This window comes from Neisseria iguanae (assembly GCF_003013245.1).
Lineage (GTDB): Bacteria > Pseudomonadota > Gammaproteobacteria > Burkholderiales > Neisseriaceae > Neisseria > Neisseria iguanae.
In genome coordinates this window covers 1-16,175 of sequence record NZ_PXYY01000059.1, presented here as the reverse complement: position 1 = coordinate 16,175, position 16,175 = coordinate 1, and the positions used below count along the sequence as shown (strand labels likewise).

The 16,175-nt window shown below is 46.2% G+C and carries 16 protein-coding genes and 3 pseudogenes; 15 read left to right on the top strand and 4 right to left on the bottom strand.

Annotated elements, in window-relative coordinates; translation table 11 throughout:
• Both C7N83_RS15265 and uvrB read right to left on the bottom strand, forming a co-directional pair.
• Positions 1 to 224 (bottom strand): annotated as a pseudogene (locus C7N83_RS15265) (hypothetical protein); the annotation flags it as partial.
• A 797-nt stretch (positions 225 to 1,021) separates the two neighbouring features.
• Positions 1,022 to 3,055, bottom strand: coding sequence for an excinuclease ABC subunit UvrB (gene uvrB / locus C7N83_RS09245; RefSeq protein WP_106742201.1), 2,034 nt, complete (start codon positions 3,053 to 3,055; stop codon positions 1,022 to 1,024).
• A gap of 307 nt (positions 3,056 to 3,362) precedes the next feature.
• Between uvrB and aqpZ the strand changes: the two genes are divergently transcribed.
• Positions 3,363 to 4,064 carry an aquaporin Z gene (aqpZ, locus tag C7N83_RS09240; protein WP_106742199.1) on the top strand — a complete coding sequence of 234 codons (702 nt, stop codon included), beginning with the start codon at positions 3,363 to 3,365 and terminating at the stop codon, positions 4,062 to 4,064.
• 120 nt (positions 4,065 to 4,184) lie between these two features.
• Complete coding sequence (locus tag C7N83_RS09235; RefSeq protein WP_106742197.1) at positions 4,185 to 4,400, top strand: hypothetical protein; 216 nt, start codon at positions 4,185 to 4,187, stop codon at positions 4,398 to 4,400.
• Here the strand turns inward: C7N83_RS09235 and clpA are convergent.
• Both clpA and clpS read right to left on the bottom strand, forming a co-directional pair.
• The gene (gene clpA / locus C7N83_RS09230) at positions 4,358 to 6,643 is read right to left on the bottom strand and encodes an ATP-dependent Clp protease ATP-binding subunit ClpA (protein ID WP_106742196.1); all 2,286 of its coding nucleotides are present in this window, start codon (positions 6,641 to 6,643) and stop codon (positions 4,358 to 4,360) included. The two genes, C7N83_RS09235 and clpA, sit on opposite strands and share 43 nt — an antisense overlap.
• 3 nt (positions 6,644 to 6,646) lie before the next feature.
• Complete coding sequence (gene clpS, locus C7N83_RS09225) at positions 6,647 to 6,958, bottom strand: ATP-dependent Clp protease adapter ClpS (protein WP_106742194.1); 312 nt, start codon at positions 6,956 to 6,958, stop codon at positions 6,647 to 6,649.
• A gap of 307 nt (positions 6,959 to 7,265) precedes the next feature.
• On the opposite strand from clpS, the gene C7N83_RS09220 reads away from it, so the two are divergent.
• The 13 genes and pseudogenes from C7N83_RS09220 to C7N83_RS16100 all read left to right on the top strand — a co-directional run bounded on the left by C7N83_RS09220 (position 7,266) and on the right by C7N83_RS16100 (position 15,917).
• A complete protein-coding gene (locus tag C7N83_RS09220) occupies positions 7,266 to 7,469 on the top strand; it encodes a cold-shock protein (protein WP_016687461.1) in 204 nt (67 codons plus the stop codon).
• Positions 7,470 to 7,738: 269 nt separating this feature from the next.
• Positions 7,739 to 7,960: a DUF1653 domain-containing protein gene (locus C7N83_RS09215; protein ID WP_106742192.1), complete on the top strand. Its 222-nt coding sequence runs from the start codon at positions 7,739 to 7,741 to the stop codon at positions 7,958 to 7,960.
• A 90-nt stretch (positions 7,961 to 8,050) separates the two neighbouring features.
• Positions 8,051 to 8,500 (top strand): SsrA-binding protein SmpB, encoded by a 450-nt coding sequence (gene smpB, locus C7N83_RS09210; RefSeq protein ID WP_106742190.1) that lies wholly within the window; start codon positions 8,051 to 8,053, stop codon positions 8,498 to 8,500.
• 148 nt (positions 8,501 to 8,648) lie between these two features.
• The gene (locus tag C7N83_RS09205) at positions 8,649 to 8,942 is read left to right on the top strand and encodes a hypothetical protein (RefSeq protein WP_106742189.1); all 294 of its coding nucleotides are present in this window, start codon (positions 8,649 to 8,651) and stop codon (positions 8,940 to 8,942) included.
• A gap of 93 nt (positions 8,943 to 9,035) precedes the next feature.
• Positions 9,036 to 9,383, top strand: coding sequence for a hypothetical protein (locus C7N83_RS09200; protein ID WP_106742187.1), 348 nt, complete (start codon positions 9,036 to 9,038; stop codon positions 9,381 to 9,383).
• Between the two features lie 429 nt (positions 9,384 to 9,812).
• Complete coding sequence (locus C7N83_RS17245; protein WP_106742185.1) at positions 9,813 to 10,001, top strand: protein kinase family protein; 189 nt, start codon at positions 9,813 to 9,815, stop codon at positions 9,999 to 10,001.
• A 2-nt stretch (positions 10,002 to 10,003) separates the two neighbouring features.
• Positions 10,004 to 10,123: pseudogene (locus tag C7N83_RS17240) on the top strand (KilA-N domain-containing protein); the annotation flags it as partial.
• A gap of 701 nt (positions 10,124 to 10,824) precedes the next feature.
• A complete protein-coding gene (gene guaA / locus C7N83_RS09185) occupies positions 10,825 to 12,390 on the top strand; it encodes a glutamine-hydrolyzing GMP synthase (RefSeq protein WP_106742183.1) in 1,566 nt (521 codons plus the stop codon).
• Between the two features lie 445 nt (positions 12,391 to 12,835).
• Positions 12,836 to 12,988, top strand: a pseudogene (locus tag C7N83_RS17015) (IS630 transposase-related protein); the annotation flags it as partial.
• A gap of 370 nt (positions 12,989 to 13,358) precedes the next feature.
• Positions 13,359 to 13,961: a LexA family transcriptional regulator gene (locus C7N83_RS09175; protein WP_245911185.1), complete on the top strand. Its 603-nt coding sequence runs from the start codon at positions 13,359 to 13,361 to the stop codon at positions 13,959 to 13,961.
• Positions 13,962 to 14,502: 541 nt separating this feature from the next.
• Positions 14,503 to 14,835, top strand: a complete 333-nt coding sequence (locus tag C7N83_RS09170; protein ID WP_211296623.1) for a hypothetical protein — start codon at positions 14,503 to 14,505, stop codon at positions 14,833 to 14,835.
• Positions 14,836 to 14,864: 29 nt separating this feature from the next.
• The gene (locus tag C7N83_RS16105; RefSeq protein ID WP_245911184.1) at positions 14,865 to 15,386 is read left to right on the top strand and encodes an AAA family ATPase; all 522 of its coding nucleotides are present in this window, start codon (positions 14,865 to 14,867) and stop codon (positions 15,384 to 15,386) included.
• 3 nt (positions 15,387 to 15,389) lie between these two features.
• Positions 15,390 to 15,917, top strand: a complete 528-nt coding sequence (locus C7N83_RS16100; protein WP_245911183.1) for a hypothetical protein — start codon at positions 15,390 to 15,392, stop codon at positions 15,915 to 15,917.
• Positions 15,918 to 16,175: the final 258 nt, after the last annotated feature.

Here is a 16,175-nt window from a genome sequence, read left to right as displayed (position 1 = left end):
CCCTTGGGCGGCGCATAACCGTAAGGCCTATGCTGGGCATGCTTGAAACCGCCCTCATCAAGATAAACAATCTTTCGTTTCTGCTCTGTAAAAACAACCGGCCGCTTTAAGAATTCTGCTCTTTTTCTTGCGTTTTCCTGGGGCGTTTGTTGCACTTTTTTATGGGTGATACCGAGTTGTTTCAATGCATAGGAAAGGGACGATTGCGCACAGTTGGCGCGCAAAGCCGTTTAAAAGCAGTTTGTACCAACTTAAATAAAGGCTGCCAGCAGACTTATCGTGCCTGTTGCGGCCTGAAAGGGTAAAATACGCCCTGAAGACAGGCAATACGGGAGTGATAGGTCGTTGGACATGAAGAAAGCCTACTTAATAGCCTAAGTCAGCTTTTTTGATTTTGATTAAAGGGTTGCAAAAGGTTCAGCCGTCTGAAACCTGATTTCAGTTTCAGACGGCCTTCATACGTTGAAAATTATAACCGCTTAATTTAAAAATAGCGACATGGAATAGGTTGGATACCCCGTATCCAACCTATTCCACAAGGAAGGCCTTTATCTTAAATTTCAATTGCCGTCTTGCTTTTCAAGCAAGTGTCGGATTCAAGAATCGGACCTGCGCTTTTGTCGTTATTATTAGGGTTGCCCTCATTTTGTCTGCGTCGCACATTTTCGAGCAGAACAGCGTGTATGTGAGGAGATACTCAAAAAAAGGGGGCACGCTACGCCGGTAAAACCGACCGGTACGACAAGGTCAGACACACTTTGCGCGCATTTCCAACGCAGCAGACGGTTTTTTATGCCGAAAAGATACCGCACGATGAAATAAGGACACGTCCTAATTCTACTGGCTACTGGCAACTTACCTAACAAATTTCTCAAAGTTACTATTATTTTTTGAAATTTATTACAATTGATATGAAACTATTTTAGTATGATTATCTTTTATTCCATCCAAATCAAATAAATCTGAGAATTCTTGCAATGCCTTTTACCCCCCCCCCGTTATAAGCGCTGAAAATAGTTAACTACTCCGCCCCAAACAACAACCCTTCCTTGATTCCTCGAATCTTATCCCGCAACACCGCGGCTTCTTCAAACTGCAAATCCCTAGCTGCTTGCTGCATTTGTTTTTCCAACTTGGCAATTTCTTTAATCGCATCTTCTTCGGTGTGAATCTCACCAACTTTAACCTTACCTTTGTTTTTCAGACGGCCTTTACCTTGGCTATCGGCTTCTTCGTGGTACACCCCATCGATAATGTCTTTGACTTTTTTATTGATTCGAGTCGGCACGATACCGTGTTTTTTATTGAATTTAATCTGTTTTTCACGGCGGCGTTCGGTTTCGTCAATGGCAGCGCGCATGGAATCGGTAATTTTGTCGGCGTAGAGAATGGCCAAACCATTCACGTTACGCGCGGCGCGGCCGATGGTTTGAATCAGGCTGCGGTGTGAACGCAGGAATCCTTCTTTATCGGCATCAAGAATAGCGACCAGCGAGACTTCAGGAATGTCCAAACCTTCCCGCAACAGGTTGATGCCGACCAGTACGTCAAACAAGCCCAGACGCAAATCGCGGATGATTTCCACGCGTTCGACCGTGTCGATGTCGCTGTGCAGGTAACGCACTTTAATGCCCAGCTCGCTGTAATAATCGGTCAGCTGCTCGGCCATACGTTTAGTGAGCGTGGTGACCAGCGTACGCTCGCTTTTTTTAATGCGTTCATTGATTTCGGATAACAAATCATCAACTTGTGTACCCACCGGACGGATTTCAATAATCGGATCGACCAAACCTGTCGGGCGCACGACTTGCTCGACTACTTGTCCGGCATGTTCTTCTTCGTATTTGGCCGGGGTCGCGGATACGAAGATGGTTTGCGGCATGATTTTTTCGAATTCGTGGAATTTCAGCGGGCGGTTGTCGCGGGCGGAAGGCAGGCGGAAGCCGTAATCGACCAGATTTTGTTTGCGCGATGCATCGCCTTTGTACATGCCGCCGATTTGGGTAACAGTTACATGGCTTTCGTCAATAAACATGATGGCGTTGTCAGGCAGATAATCCATCAATGTCGGCGGCGGTTCGCCTTCTTTTTTGCCGGAAAAATGACGGCTATAGTTTTCAATGCCTTTGCAAAAACCCATTTCATAGAGCATTTCCAAATCGAAACGGGTGCGCTGTTCAATACGCTGCTGCTCGACAGGGCGTTGTTCATGGGCGAAAAATTCGATGCGGTCACGCAATTCTTCTTTAATGCCTTCGCAGGCACGCAACACGGTGTCACGCGGGGTGACGTAATGGCTGCTCGGAAACACGGTGTAGCGTCCTACCCGTTGTAAATTTCCGCCGGTGAGGGGATCGAACAAATCCAGGCGGTCGATTTCGTCGTCAAACAGGCTAATCCGCAACGCACTTTCCGAGCTTTCCGCCGGGTACACGTCAATCACATCGCCGCGGACGCGGAACGAGCCGCGTTTGAAATCCATTTCTCCACGTTCATACTGCATCGACACCAGCGTGGAAATGATGTCGCGCTGCTCAAGTGTGTCGCCCTCTTTAACCGACAACACCATTTGTTTGTATTCGGTCGGATCGCCGATACCGTAAATAGCGGATACGGTGGCAACAATAATCACGTCATTGCGCGTCATCAGGTTTTTGGTGGCACTCAAACGCATTTGCTCGATGTGTTCGTTGATCGCCGAATCTTTTTCAATAAACAAATCACGGCTCGGCACATAGGCTTCGGGCTGATAATAATCATAGTAAGACACGAAATATTCCACCGCGTTTTCAGGAAAAAATTCGCGCATTTCGGCATAAAGCTGGGCAGCCAGGGTTTTATTATGCGCCATGATAATGGCCGGACGGCCGCTTTGCGCAATCACGTTTGCCATGGTGTAGGTTTTGCCCGAGCCGGTTACGCCGAGCAGGGTTTGATAAGCAAGGCCGTCTGAAAGCCCTTCAAGCAAACCGGCAATCGCCGTCGGCTGATCTCCTGCCGGCAGAAAGGGCTGATAGAGTTTGAACGGGGAATTGTCGTATTGGATGACTTGCATTTTCAGACAGCCTTAACATACTTTAGGAAACCTGTCATTATAGCAAAAAAAGCCGTCTGAACAATGCGCGGAAAACGGGATAAACCGGAATGGATATTAATAGATTAACTATAAAATTCCCTATAAATTACAGATAGATAAATGGTAAATTTTACGATTTTACGGTTTTTTATGTCGTTTTTCACGATTCCAATACGCTGTTTTTGTCAAAGCTCGAAAAATAACGTAAACCTGTTTCCTTGGTTTCGGCAAGTTTACTTATTATGCCTTCGATGATAACCACCTTCTTCCTCAGAAAGGAAATCAAATGAAAAAATATTTCGCTGAATTTTTCGGTACGTTTTGGCTGGTATTGGGTGGCTGTGGTAGCGCGGTACTGGCGGCAGCTTATCCCGATCTCGGTATCGGCTTTGCCGGTGTGGCGTTGGCTTTCGGCTTGACTGTTTTGACCATGGCTTATGCCGTCGGTCACATTTCAGGCGGCCACTTCAATCCTGCCGTATCGGTGGGTTTGTTTGTCGGTGGCCGTTTCAACGCTAAAGATTTGCTGCCTTATATCGTTTGCCAAGTCATTGGTGCAATTGCAGCTGCCGGCGTGCTTTACTGCATCGCTTCGGGCAAGGCAGGCTTTGACGCTGCGGCTTCAGGTTTTGCCAGCAACGGCTTTGGCGAACATTCGCCAAACGGCTACGACATGATGGCGGCCTTACTGATTGAAGTAGTGTTGACCGCATTCTTCTTAATCATCATTATGGGCTCGACTGACCGTCGCGCACCTACACCTACGGGTTTTTCGCCACTCGCCATCGGTTTGGCTTTGACCCTGATTCACTTAATCAGCATTCCGGTAACCAATACTTCGGTTAACCCTGCCCGTTCTACCGGCGTGGCTTTATTCCAAGGCAGCTGGGCAGTTGAACAATTGTGGCTGTTCTGGGTGGCACCGATTATCGGTGGCTCTATCGGTGCGGCAATTTACCGTTTCATATTATCCAATGACGAAGAGTAATTTTAACGGGGTAATGTCCGTGGGTTACCAACCATACAGCCGCATGAATGTGCGGCTGTATTTTTTCAAACGGCTTACTTACAATGCAGCTGACAGTCTCTGATAACTAGAAATGCAGATATGCAAACTTTACCTTTTCAAGCAACTATCACCGAACCCATGCTGGCCGGCACAGAAAACAAAACCATCCATCCTGATACGCAATTTATCGAAACCACCAACGGTTACCGGATTGCTTGGCAAAATGGAATTTCCGCCCTGTTGGTATCAGTCAAACACACCAAGCAATCTTTTCAGACGGCTTCTTGCGTTTTTTTCTTGGCTGCACTTTTTTGAAACTTCAATACCACTTCACCTTTGTGACGGTTCCAGTCGATTCCCACATAGCCGCCATCGGCCAGCTTGCCGAATAGCAACTCATCCGCCAAGGCTTTGCGGATTTTTTCCTGAATCAGCCGTTGCATGGGACGCGCGCCCATTTGCGGGTCGAAACCTTTTTCGGCCAAGTATTGGCGTAACGCAGGCGTGAATTCGGCTTCAACTTTTTTATCGAGTAGCTGGTGTTCCAATTGCAGCAGGAATTTGTCCGCTACTTTGATGATAATCGGCTCGGACAAAGGTGCAAACGGAATAATCGCATCCAAGCGGTTGCGGAATTCAGGCGTAAACATTTTATTGATAATCTGCATTTCGTCACCCCGCCCGCGTTTGTTGGTAAAGCCGAAGGTCGGGCGGCTCAGGCTTTCGGCTCCGGCATTGGTGGTCATAATTAAAATGACGTTGCGGAAATCCGCGCTTTTGCCATTGTTGTCAGTCAGACGGCCGGCATCCATTACTTGCAGCAAAACATTGAAAATATCAGGATGCGCTTTTTCAATTTCATCCAAAAGCAACACGCAATGCGGCTGTTTGTTTACAGCTTCGGTGAGTAAGCCGCCTTGATCGAAGCCGACATAGCCTGGCGGGGCGCCGATTAAGCGCGACACGGCATGGCGTTCCATGTATTCCGACATATCAAAGCGTTGCAGGGACACACCCAGCGAAAACGCCAGTCGTCGGGCGACTTCGGTTTTGCCCACACCGGTCGGACCGGAAAACAGAAAGCTGCCAATCGGTTTGTCAGGCAGACCTAAACCTGAGCGCGACATTTTTACAGCAGCAACCAAGGCTTCGATGGCATCGTCTTGGCCGTACACCATGTTTTTTAAATCACGCGCCAAAAATTGCAACATTTGTTTGTCGTCGTGCGAGACGGTTTTTTCCGGAATGCGGGCAACTTTGGCAATCACTGATTCGATTTGCGCCTTGCCGATGACTTTTTTCTGCTTGGATTTAGGCAGAATGCGTTGCGCCGCACCGGCTTCGTCTATCACATCGATGGCTTTGTCGGGCAGAAAACGCTCATTGATGTAGCGTGCGGAAAGCTCTGCAGCCGCTTCCAACGCGCCTTGGGTGTAGCGCACTTGATGGAAGCTTTCAAACATCGGTTTCAGGCCGCGCAGGATTTGTACAGTTTCAACCACCGTCGGCTCAACAATGTCGATTTTTTGGAATCGGCGGCTCAATGCATGGTCTTTGTCGAAAATGGTACGGTACTCGTCGTAAGTGGTTGCGCCAATACAGCGCAACAGGCCTTTGACCAGCGCCGGTTTGAGCAAATTGGATGCGTCCATCGTGCCGCCGCTGGTACTGCCCGCACCGATGATGGTGTGGATTTCGTCAACAAACAAAATGGCGTGTTCGACTTTTTCCAATTGTTTCAACACAGCTTTCACTCGCGCTTCAAAGTCGCCACGGTATTTGGTACCGGCCAGCAATGCGCCCATATCCAGCGAATAAACCACCGCATTTTGCAGTGTTTCCGGCACGCTGCCGTTGACAATCTGATGCGCCAAACCTTCCGCCAACGCAGTTTTGCCCACCCCTGCCTCACCCACAAGCAAGGGATTGTTTTTACGGCGACGGCACAAAATCTGTACCAAACGCTCCATTTCGTGTTTTCGGCCGATGAGCGGGTCAATTCGTGCGGCTTTGACTTCATCATTCAGATTGACACAGTATTTGGTCAACGGATTGCCTTTTTCTTCTCCCTGCTCTCCCGACTCGGCTTCTTGGCCGTCTGAAGATTCCTGAGCGTTTTCATTTAAACCGCCATGTGCAATGCTGCGCAGAACTTCAAAACGAGTCACCGATTGCAGCTTCAGGAAATACACGGCATGGCTGTCGCTCTCGCTCATGAGAGCCACCAGCAAATCCAACGGGGAGACTTCGCTTTTGCCTGCCGATTGGGTATGCACCATAGCGCGCTGAATCACGCGCTGAAAGCCTAATGTCGGCTGCGTTTCAGTGTTGTCCAACAAATGATCGGGAATCTGCGGCGTGTTTTCGGTCACGCTGTCGGTAAGATGGTCGGACAGTAATTTCAAATCGGCGCCACATTCGGCAAGCGTGTTTCTAACCGCTTCGTTTTCATCAATCAACACCAGCAATAAATGCTCTAAACTGATGAATTCGTAGCGTTCGCTACGCGCTTCGGTATAAAGCACCTGTAAAATGCGTTCTAATTCTGATGACAGCATGAATCAAATCTCCTCAACGATACACTGCAGCGGATGGCCTTCGGCCTTTGCTCGCCGGATGACTTGCTGCTGTTTGGTTTGAGCAATGTCGCGCGTGTAGGTGCCGCACAAGCCTTTGCCTTCATGATGAACCAGCAACATCACCGCCACAGCCTGTTCTTCGCTTAACATGAAAATTTCCGTTAATACCGCCACCACAAAATCCATGGTTGTGTAATCGTCGTTTAACAGATAAACACCATAGCGTTTCGGTGACCGTGGCTGGTGGTCGTTTATTAATGTATCGGATTCATGGCGGGAGTGAGTATTACTCATAATATATATTAAGGCTCCAAAACTGTTTTTAAACTGCGCTTGGCACAATATCACGCTCAAGACGTAAAAATATACGGAATCAATAAAAATTGGCAGTTTCTGTTGTATTTTGTACTATTTTAATAAATTTTTCACTTTTTCCCAAACATTACTTGACGACAGACATTAACGAATGTAAAAAGGCGGTTAAGCAGAGTCGGCACTCGAAGAAGCATAATTGTTTTTAGGAGAGACTTGAAACTTTTAGGTTTAACGTATTGCCTTATTTGCTGTTTTTGTTAAATTTTTTAAGTATAGGAAGTTCTCAATGGCAACCGGTATCGTAAAATGGTTCAACGACGCTAAAGGTTTTGGTTTCATCACTCCGGATGAAGGCGGCGAAGATTTGTTCGCTCACTTCTCTGCGATCAACATGGATGGTTTCAAAACCCTGAAAGAAGGACAACGCGTGTCTTTCGAAGTGACCACCGGCCCTAAAGGCAAACAAGCTGCTAACATTCAGGCTGCTTAATGAGTGCGCGGCATCAGCCGTAACGTGATGGCGGGATCTCCCGCCATTTTTTATTGCAGGTACAATTATAGACGATTATCAACGCGCATTAATTCAACCATATAATTTTATTTTATATTTTTGAAATCAGATTGAAGTACCCGTGCGCCGCGCCCGAAGCAGAAGACCATCTTTCAATCAAACCGGCCAGTCTGAAAATCCGCTTCGAAGCCGCATCACCCGTAAAGCATCGCAAACATCAATCTCTTTTACTAACACCATATCCGACCATGAAACATTCCATTCCTGCCGGCATTTACCGCCATTACAAAGGCAATTTGTATGAAGTCACCGGCCTTGCGCGCCATAGCGAAACCGAAGAAGAATTGGTCGTTTACCGCGCTTTATACGGCGAATTCGGTTTGTGGGTGCGCCCTACCGCCATGTTTGCCGAAACGCTCGAATTGAATGGCGAAACCGTAGCGCGTTTTGCTTTGGTGAAAGCATTTTAAACATTTTCCACTTTCAGACGGCCTGTTATTTCCCTTTCTTCAGACAGCCTGATAAAATAGGCCGTCTGAAAACTATCAAGAATCAGCATTATGAGTATTGCCAATAATAAAAAAGCCTTTCACGATTACTTTATCGAAGGCCAGATTGAAGCCGGTTTGGTATTGGAAGGATGGGAAGTAAAAGCCATCCGCGCCGGAAGGGTGCAACTCAAAGAAAGCTATATCTACTGGAAAAAAGATGCATTTTATTTGGTCGGCTGCCACGTCACCGCCCTGCCAACCGCTTCGACCCACGTCAAACCCAATCCGGTACGCTCCAGAAAATTATTGCTGAATCAAGCCGAAATCAATAAGCTCATCGGTAAAACCGAACGCGCCGGTTACACCATCGTACCGTTGAATCTGCATTACAACCGAGGCCGCATCAAAATGGAAATCGGTTTGGCCAAAGGTAAAAAACAACACGACAAACGCCAAAGCCTGAAAGAAGCCGATTGGAAGCGTGAAAAACAGCGTTTGATGAAAAACATGTCTTCTTAAAAACAACCCGAACCAGCAGAAATCTATGAAACTGAGTACCTTATTAGTCGTAACCAGCCTAATGGCTTTAACTGCCTGCCACAGGGGCAAAACCCGCATCAGCCATTACGATCCAAACGAATTGTAGAAAATCAACCATCTCTGTATTTTGGATAATCCCCAAGCCTGTAACCGCACTTTGATTCAGAATATTGCTCTTTCTTTAGGAAAACTCGGCATCAGCAGCGAAAACGTAAACATTGCAGGCAACCGTAAACGCCTATATGAGCCGGAATACTGCTACAACCTGCGTTACAGCACCTGCACCAACGCTATTTCCCTGCTCATCCGCACGCCCGGGTATCCTGTTACCAGTCTGCGCGACCGCATGGATACTACACAGGATTTACAAAAGCAAACCGACATCCTGATTTCACACCTGTTAGGTAAAACCGCGCAATAATGCATTCTCCATCTTTTCAGACGGCTTGTTTGACCCAATAATACGACGGTCAACATCAGGCCGTCTGAAAACTTTTTAAGGAGCCCTTTCACAATGCGACAAGCCTCACTCGCCATGCCCTTGTTTTTAATCCTGTTCGGATCGGTTTGGTTTTTGAAAACTACCGGTATCCTGCCTGCTGCTGCAACCCTGATTGCCATCGGCTTGGTAGTGGCCGGATTAGCTGTGATGATTCTGGACGGCATCAACAAGCAGTCAATTATTTCCGGCCCGATTTTGATGTATATCGGAGCAGCAGTCTATCTGCGCACCGAATACTGGTTTGCCTATTCGCCACTGATTGCTTTAGGCATGATGGTGCTAGGCTGTCTGCTTTTGCTCTCGCGCAGCAGCATGATTCCATATAAAATGCCCAAACATTCCGACCACCTATCCCAATAAGAAAAAAGGCCGGGCGAAACTCGGCCTTTTTTCTTGCCAGCCATTCAATTATTTTTTGAACAGACATCTGGAATTTTCAAACGGGTTCTCACCATTTGGATTGCTTGGTCCATTGCGGCCGGTATAATCATCGGTACCGTTTTTCCATAAACCATTCAACAAATCACCTTGACGGAAGAATCGCGTGACCACGTCATCACCGGCAACTGGAAAGCTTATCGGTATGCCATGTTAAACCGGTTTGGTACTGATTTACCAAATCATTTATGCGTATTTGGCAGATTTAAGCAGCAACAGTGAAGGGCAGATATTAATGCAGACCGTAAAAAGCTATCTGCCGTCATCAGATTGGGCAAATATCTATAGTAAAAAGGTGAAAAATATAGCAAGGCGTACTATGCTTGCGGTGAAGCCTTAGCCGGTATCGAAGTGCTTTCAGCATTTTTGGAAAAACACGCTGCTTGTCTGGATAACCACCCGATGGCCCTTTTATACGCGGATTTTCGGTCGGACAATATGGTGATTTCTCCGAAGAAAGGACTGTATGCCATCGATTTTCAGGGCAGTGGTTTGGTCGATCCTTATCCCGAAATAGGGCTTTTAAGAAAAATCAATTAGTTATCGTTAAAAAAGGCGCACCTGCTACCGGCGGCGGTACATGGTTACACCCCAAACTCGCCATAGACTTTGCCCGCTGGTTAAATCCCCACTTCGCCGTATGGTGTGATGAACAGATTGAAAAAATCCTGTCAGGCCAACAGCCCGAAATCAAAGCCAAAAAACAAAAAACCCTACCGGGCGGCTTGACCCACGAGCAGGAACAGGTCAAAGCCCTGCACCGCACCTTAGTCGGCGCAGTACCCAAAGAAAAACAGGCAGCTTTGGCGATTACACTCTGGTCGTCTTTAAGAGAGCATTAAGATTTTAGTTAGCTATAAACAAAGGGCTACAAATATGGTTAAAACTGCCATACAGTCCTATGTGGTGTTAAATAATCCCACCTACGGCATTCCCTATATCTCGCAAGCAATTGCCAAAGTCGGTACAACCACCTGTACGAAAGTTGGGAGGGCGTGGCCGATGAAGTGTGCGCATTTTGTTTGAAAGACAGCGGTTTGTTAAAGATCCGCAACGCTTTCAGACAACCGGGCAAATCTGATGATGCCGTCTGAACACTTTCAAAAACAGCTTGCATACAAGTGCTTGCAAAATAGATTTGCTCATGCAAAGGCCGTCTGAAACTGGTACAATAACGCCATTTTTCAGACGGCTTTTTAATAGCGTTGGTCTGCCACAGTCCAAAGAGAACGATTTTGCAAGCTGCCGATACGGCAACAGAATCGGTTCCATACTGTCTGTGACAGTCCGCCTTGTATCCGTTATTTATTCATTCCACTATATTGATTGCGCCGCATTCTTTCCATTCCATAAAGCCAACATCATGCCCCAAGACAAAATCCTGATTCTTGACTTCGGTTCGCAAGTCACCCAGCTGATTGCCCGCCGTGTGCGCGAAGCCCATGTTTACTGCGAGCTGCATTCCTACGACATGTCTCTGGCCGACATCAAAGCCTTTAATCCGAAAGGTATCATCCTCTCCGGCGGCCCTAATTCGGTTTACGAATCCGATTACCAGGCTGACACCGGCCTGTTTGATTTAGGCATTCCCGTGCTCGGCATCTGCTACGGCATGCAGTTTATGGCGCACCATTTAGGCGGTGAAGTATCGCCGGGCAACCAACGCGAATTCGGTTACGCCCAAGTCAAAACCATCGACAGCGAACTGACGCGCGACATTTCCGACACCCAACCCAACACGCTCGACGTGTGGATGAGCCATGGCGATAAAGTGTCCAAATTACCGGAAGGTTTTGCCGTCATCGGCGACACGCCGTCTTGCCCGATTGCTATGATGGAACACGCTGAAAAACAATTCTACGGCATCCAATTCCACCCTGAAGTGACCCACACTAAGCAAGGCCGCGCGCTGATTAACCGCTTTGTGCTCGATATCTGCGGTGCACAACCAAGCTGGACCATGCCTAACTATATTGAAGAAGCGGTGGCCAAAATCCGCAAGCAAGTCGGCAGCGACGAAGTAATTTTAGGTTTGTCTGGCGGCGTAGACTCATCGGTTGCCGCCGCACTGATTCACCGCGCCATCGGCGACCAGCTCACCTGCGTATTCGTCGATCACGGTCTGTTGCGCCTGAACGAAGGTAAAATGGTAATGGATATGTTTGCCCGCAATTTGGGCGTTCGCGTGATTCACGTCGATGCCGAAGACCAATTCATGGCCAAACTTGCCGGCGAAACCGACCCAGAGAAAAAACGCAAAATTATCGGCAGCGAATTCATTGAAGTATTTGATTCAGAAGAGAAAAAACTCACCAACGCCAAATGGCTGGCACAAGGTACTATTTATCCTGACGTGATTGAAAGCGCCGGAGCAAAAACCAAAAAAGCCCACGCCATCAAATCGCATCATAATGTCGGCGGCCTGCCGGAAAACATGAAGCTCAAATTGCTTGAGCCATTGCGCGATTTGTTTAAAGACGAAGTGCGCGAACTCGGCGTCGCCCTCGGCCTGCCGCGCGAAATGGTGTACCGTCACCCGTTCCCGGGTCCGGGTCTGGGTGTGCGCATTTTGGGCGAAGTAAAAAAAGAATACGCCAACTTGCTGCGTCAAGCCGATGATATTTTCATCCAAGAATTGCGCAACACCACCGATGAAAACGGCACATCATGGTACGACCTCACCAGTCAGGCATTCGCCGTGTTTCTGCCCGTGAAATCCGTCGGCGTGATGGGTGACAGCCGCACCTACGATTACGTGATTGCCCTGCGCGCTGCCGTTACCAGCGACTTCATGACCGCACATTGGGCCCAACTGCCTTACGACCTGCTCGGCCGCGTGTCCAACCGCATCATCAACGAAGTCAAAGGCATCAACCGTGTGGTTTATGATGTGAGCGGCAAACCACCTGCTACCATCGAATGGGAATAAAAACCTAACTTATCCATGTTTATCTTCTATTGATAAAAAAGCCTTTTCGAAGCCCTGAATTATCAGGGCTTTTTCTTATCTATGGTTATCCATGCTTATCTATTAATTAAAAAACAATTAGGGCATTACGAAAGGTATTTATTATAATGCGGTATAAAATACCCTTTAGCTAAAATACCCGAAAGAATGCCATGTTGAATGACCGCATATTGAAAACGGCCAAGCTGAAAGACAAACCGTATTAAGCTGTAAGACAGAGACGGCATGCATGCCTATGTTGCTACATCGGGAACAATCTCTTTCCGCTATAGCTACAAATTCAACAGCCGCAGTGAAACGCTTGCTTCGGTAAATATGGATTGATAACACTGGCAGAAGCACGTGAACGGTTGCTTGCCGCGCGTAAGCTGTTAGAGCAGGGAATCAGTCCGGCCAAAGAAATGAGTTACGTGCCGATGTTGGGAAACAGCCGGATGCCTATCTTCGGGAGAGAGCCAAACGGTTCGGGTGCACTGAAGTGGCCATTCATAAAGCACTTGGACGTATTGGGTCAATGAGTTGTTTATACCGAATTTACTTGGGCAGAGTGTCATTGTGACGGATAATGCGACTTTCCATAAAGGCAATGAGATTGTAACGGCATTACGGGAGGCCGGGCATACCATTCTTTGGTACCGCCTTACCGCCCTGATTTAAACGGTATTGAGAAAAAGTGGGCAGAGATAAAGCATCTTTGCAATAGTAGGGGTTTGATGACATCGATGAATTATTCAGAATTTGTACTCAAAATTAAGTTAAATGGCTATAGTTACACCTGATTTCCACGAAGGGCGCAATATTCGTCAAATTTCATGTTTGCGTTCCATTAAAATTATATAGCAAAAGCATAGCATAGATAAATATAAAATAGTAGTATCGTTAAATATAGCCATGCTTTATATTTATGTTTCAATCGTGGGAGCAAGAACATGACACGCATAGATAGAATTAAGAATCTGATTAAAGATGAATTTGGCGACAACCAAGCTGAATTTGCGAGAGCTATTAAAAAAGCTCCTGCGCAAGTGAATCAGTGGCTTAATGGGTATAGAAATATTGGCGATGGTGTAGCAAGAAATATAGAAGAAATATTGAATAAGCCTGCGAGGTGGCTTGATGGGAAAAATTCACGCCCCATCGAATCCAACGCAAAAGTCATCGGCACAGTAGATACGTGGGACAGCAACACCCCGCTTGAAAATGACGATTGCGAAGTCCCGTTTTACTTTTACAAAGAAACTCATTTAGCCGCCAGAAACAGCTTCGCCGACGACATCAACGACTACAAGCTGCGTTTTTCAAAATCCACCCTGCGCCGTCAGGGAATCAATCCGACCGATGTAGTCTGCGTGTCGGCAGACGGCAACAGCATGGAACCAGTATTTCCCAGCGGTGCTACGCTGGGTATTAATACCGCCGATAAAGTCATCAAAGACGGCAAAATTTACGCGTTTAACAACGGCGGACTATTTAAGAACAAAAATACTCTATCGTTTACCGGACAACATGGTCAGAATCCGCAGTTACAATAGCGCAGAATATGAAGATGAAACCCGAAATATGAAAGAAATATCCATAATCGGCCGCGTGTTTTGGTGGAGTGTGTTAGATTAAATACCGTTCAAATCTGCGGTAAGGTGCACAGCAGCTGGGCGTTAAATGAGTTTAAATAGGCCGGATAGTATTTCAACACAGGGTAACTAACCTAACGGGAATAATATGGAGAAACGACAAGAAAATCTATCCCCCTCCCCCCGACCAGGTAAAAATCTGCGGCAAAGTTAAAGGCAGCTGGGTATTGAGCGAGTTTAAATAGACTGTCTGAATCAAACCGATAAATATCTGTATAAAATGGAGAAATAAAAATGATTAAACAAATTAAGTTCGAGCAGTATCGCCGTCTTAAAGCACCTTTAAAATTGGAATTTTGCAATCGGACAATCTATCGGTTTCAGACGGCATAATAATTCAGACAGCACCCATTCGCGTTTCCGGCTTATTCCAAAATATTCATCTCCACAAAGCCAAAGTCTGCCTACCCTGCGTACCGTTTATTTGAGCTTGGCGCGTTTATTGCCTTTTGGTGAAATGAAAAACGATACGCCTTTGAAAGGCGTAAGAAAAGAGCTGCCTGACGAGTACAATGAAATCTTTCATCAATTGGTCAGATGCATAACCGGCATCAAAATTACCGAGTCGGCACCGCAGATTATTGAAAACATCAAAACCATAACAGAATACCTGACCGAAGAACAAGGCATCGACTCCAATACCGCTTCAGTTGGCGAAGACAATGCAATTATCATCTTAAAAAATTTAGTCTTACTGCGCTATTACTACGAAAAATCCCCCAGCCTACACAATCTTGGCCAACCTGCTTCCATCTTATTGGCTGCGTTTCTTTAAAATCAACGCGGAGTACGGTGAGAAGGTTCATGGCGGTATCCACATTAGAACTTTGGGGCCTTCCAAGACAAAAGCCGTCTGAAAAACCAACAATCGGGTTTGTGATTATAATTGATGAAATGGACGCAACCCTTCACTCTGCCATGCAGCTGCGCTTGCTCAATACCCTTAAAGAATATTCGGAAAACTATAAAATCCAAGTTTTCTTTACCACCCACAGCCTATATCTACTGGAAAAAGCCTTAAGCCTGGCCTATCACAACAACATCAAACTGAATTACCTGACTCACCAAGGTGATCATGTCACCCTGTTGCCCGACCCGTCTATTCATAAAATCGAACGCCACTTACAGGAAATTCAAACTGTCAGTTACAGCCTGTTGCCCAAAATTCCAGTATTTACCGAAGACCTGGAAGCCCGGGTGATATTAAATGCAATTTTCGGATATTTCAGCAGCAAGTGCCGATATTTTAAAAACTTAAGAGATAAATTTCATTTTGTGGAAGCCAGTATCGGATGTGAAATACTGAAACAAATTTTCAAAGACTAATATTTGAATCAAAACACCATGAATGCTATTTGCATATTAGATGGCGACAATAACGGACAAAAAGACACCAAACACAACATCATCGTTTTACCTGGCAAAAATAACCCCGAGCAATTGATTTTTGATTACTACGATAAGCTGGCCAATGCTACAAATTTTGAAATGTACCAAACACAAAGTTTTTGGCACACAGATACAGCATTAAACAACGGCTTGACTAAACAGCGTTATACCACCTTGATTAAACCGCAGATAACAGCAATTGAAGATAAAATTAGAAATTTGAAAGAAGAAGGAAAATCAACTTCAGGAGTAAAGAGAGACGAAAATAAAAAAGTTTTTAATGGCAACCTGGAAGAATTTAAAATCGTTTTGGATTTCTGGTTGGACAACCATTACGAAGAGATGTATAAATTCTATAAAGATTTGCGCCATTGCTTCCGGCAGGTGTCTTTATTGCATAGATTAGATCCGGAGCTCTGGCCAAGAAATACAGGACTTGGCAAAAACAGATTATCAAATGATTACTGAAAAATGACGCTGGCTAACCGTTCCATGCCCGTTTATAATAGCGCAAATTGATTGAATAAGAGAGAAAAAACATGGCACGGAACTCAAAGCCTGAGACCTTTACAAAACCCAACCCATAATCAAAAAAAGCGTACTTAGGTGACTAACGTACGCTTTTTTTCAATATTAAATGCCCCATAATTACCTATGATTCCCTATTTTGGAACATATCCCCCCCCTTTTTCAGACAGCAGCAGGCACACGGAGCCTGTTGGCAGC

Bases quoted from the DNA above. Each gene is read 5' to 3' on its own strand.
- uvrB (WP_106742201.1), bottom strand. From the start codon at position 3,055: ATGCAAGTCATCCAATACGACAATTCCCCGTTCAAACTCTATCAGCCC.
- aqpZ (WP_106742199.1), top strand. From the start codon at position 3,363: ATGAAAAAATATTTCGCTGAATTTTTCGGTACGTTTTGGCTGGTATTG.
- C7N83_RS09235 (WP_106742197.1), top strand. From the start codon at position 4,185: ATGCAAACTTTACCTTTTCAAGCAACTATCACCGAACCCATGCTGGCC.
- clpA (WP_106742196.1), bottom strand. From the start codon at position 6,643: ATGCTGTCATCAGAATTAGAACGCATTTTACAGGTGCTTTATACCGAA.
- clpS (WP_106742194.1), bottom strand. From the start codon at position 6,958: ATGAGTAATACTCACTCCCGCCATGAATCCGATACATTAATAAACGAC.
- C7N83_RS09220 (WP_016687461.1), top strand. From the start codon at position 7,266: ATGGCAACCGGTATCGTAAAATGGTTCAACGACGCTAAAGGTTTTGGT.
- C7N83_RS09215 (WP_106742192.1), top strand. From the start codon at position 7,739: ATGAAACATTCCATTCCTGCCGGCATTTACCGCCATTACAAAGGCAAT.
- smpB (WP_106742190.1), top strand. From the start codon at position 8,051: ATGAGTATTGCCAATAATAAAAAAGCCTTTCACGATTACTTTATCGAA.
- C7N83_RS09200 (WP_106742187.1), top strand. From the start codon at position 9,036: ATGCGACAAGCCTCACTCGCCATGCCCTTGTTTTTAATCCTGTTCGGA.
- guaA (WP_106742183.1), top strand. From the start codon at position 10,825: ATGCCCCAAGACAAAATCCTGATTCTTGACTTCGGTTCGCAAGTCACC.
- C7N83_RS09175 (WP_245911185.1), top strand. From the start codon at position 13,359: ATGACACGCATAGATAGAATTAAGAATCTGATTAAAGATGAATTTGGC.
- C7N83_RS16105 (WP_245911184.1), top strand. From the start codon at position 14,865: ATGGCGGTATCCACATTAGAACTTTGGGGCCTTCCAAGACAAAAGCCG.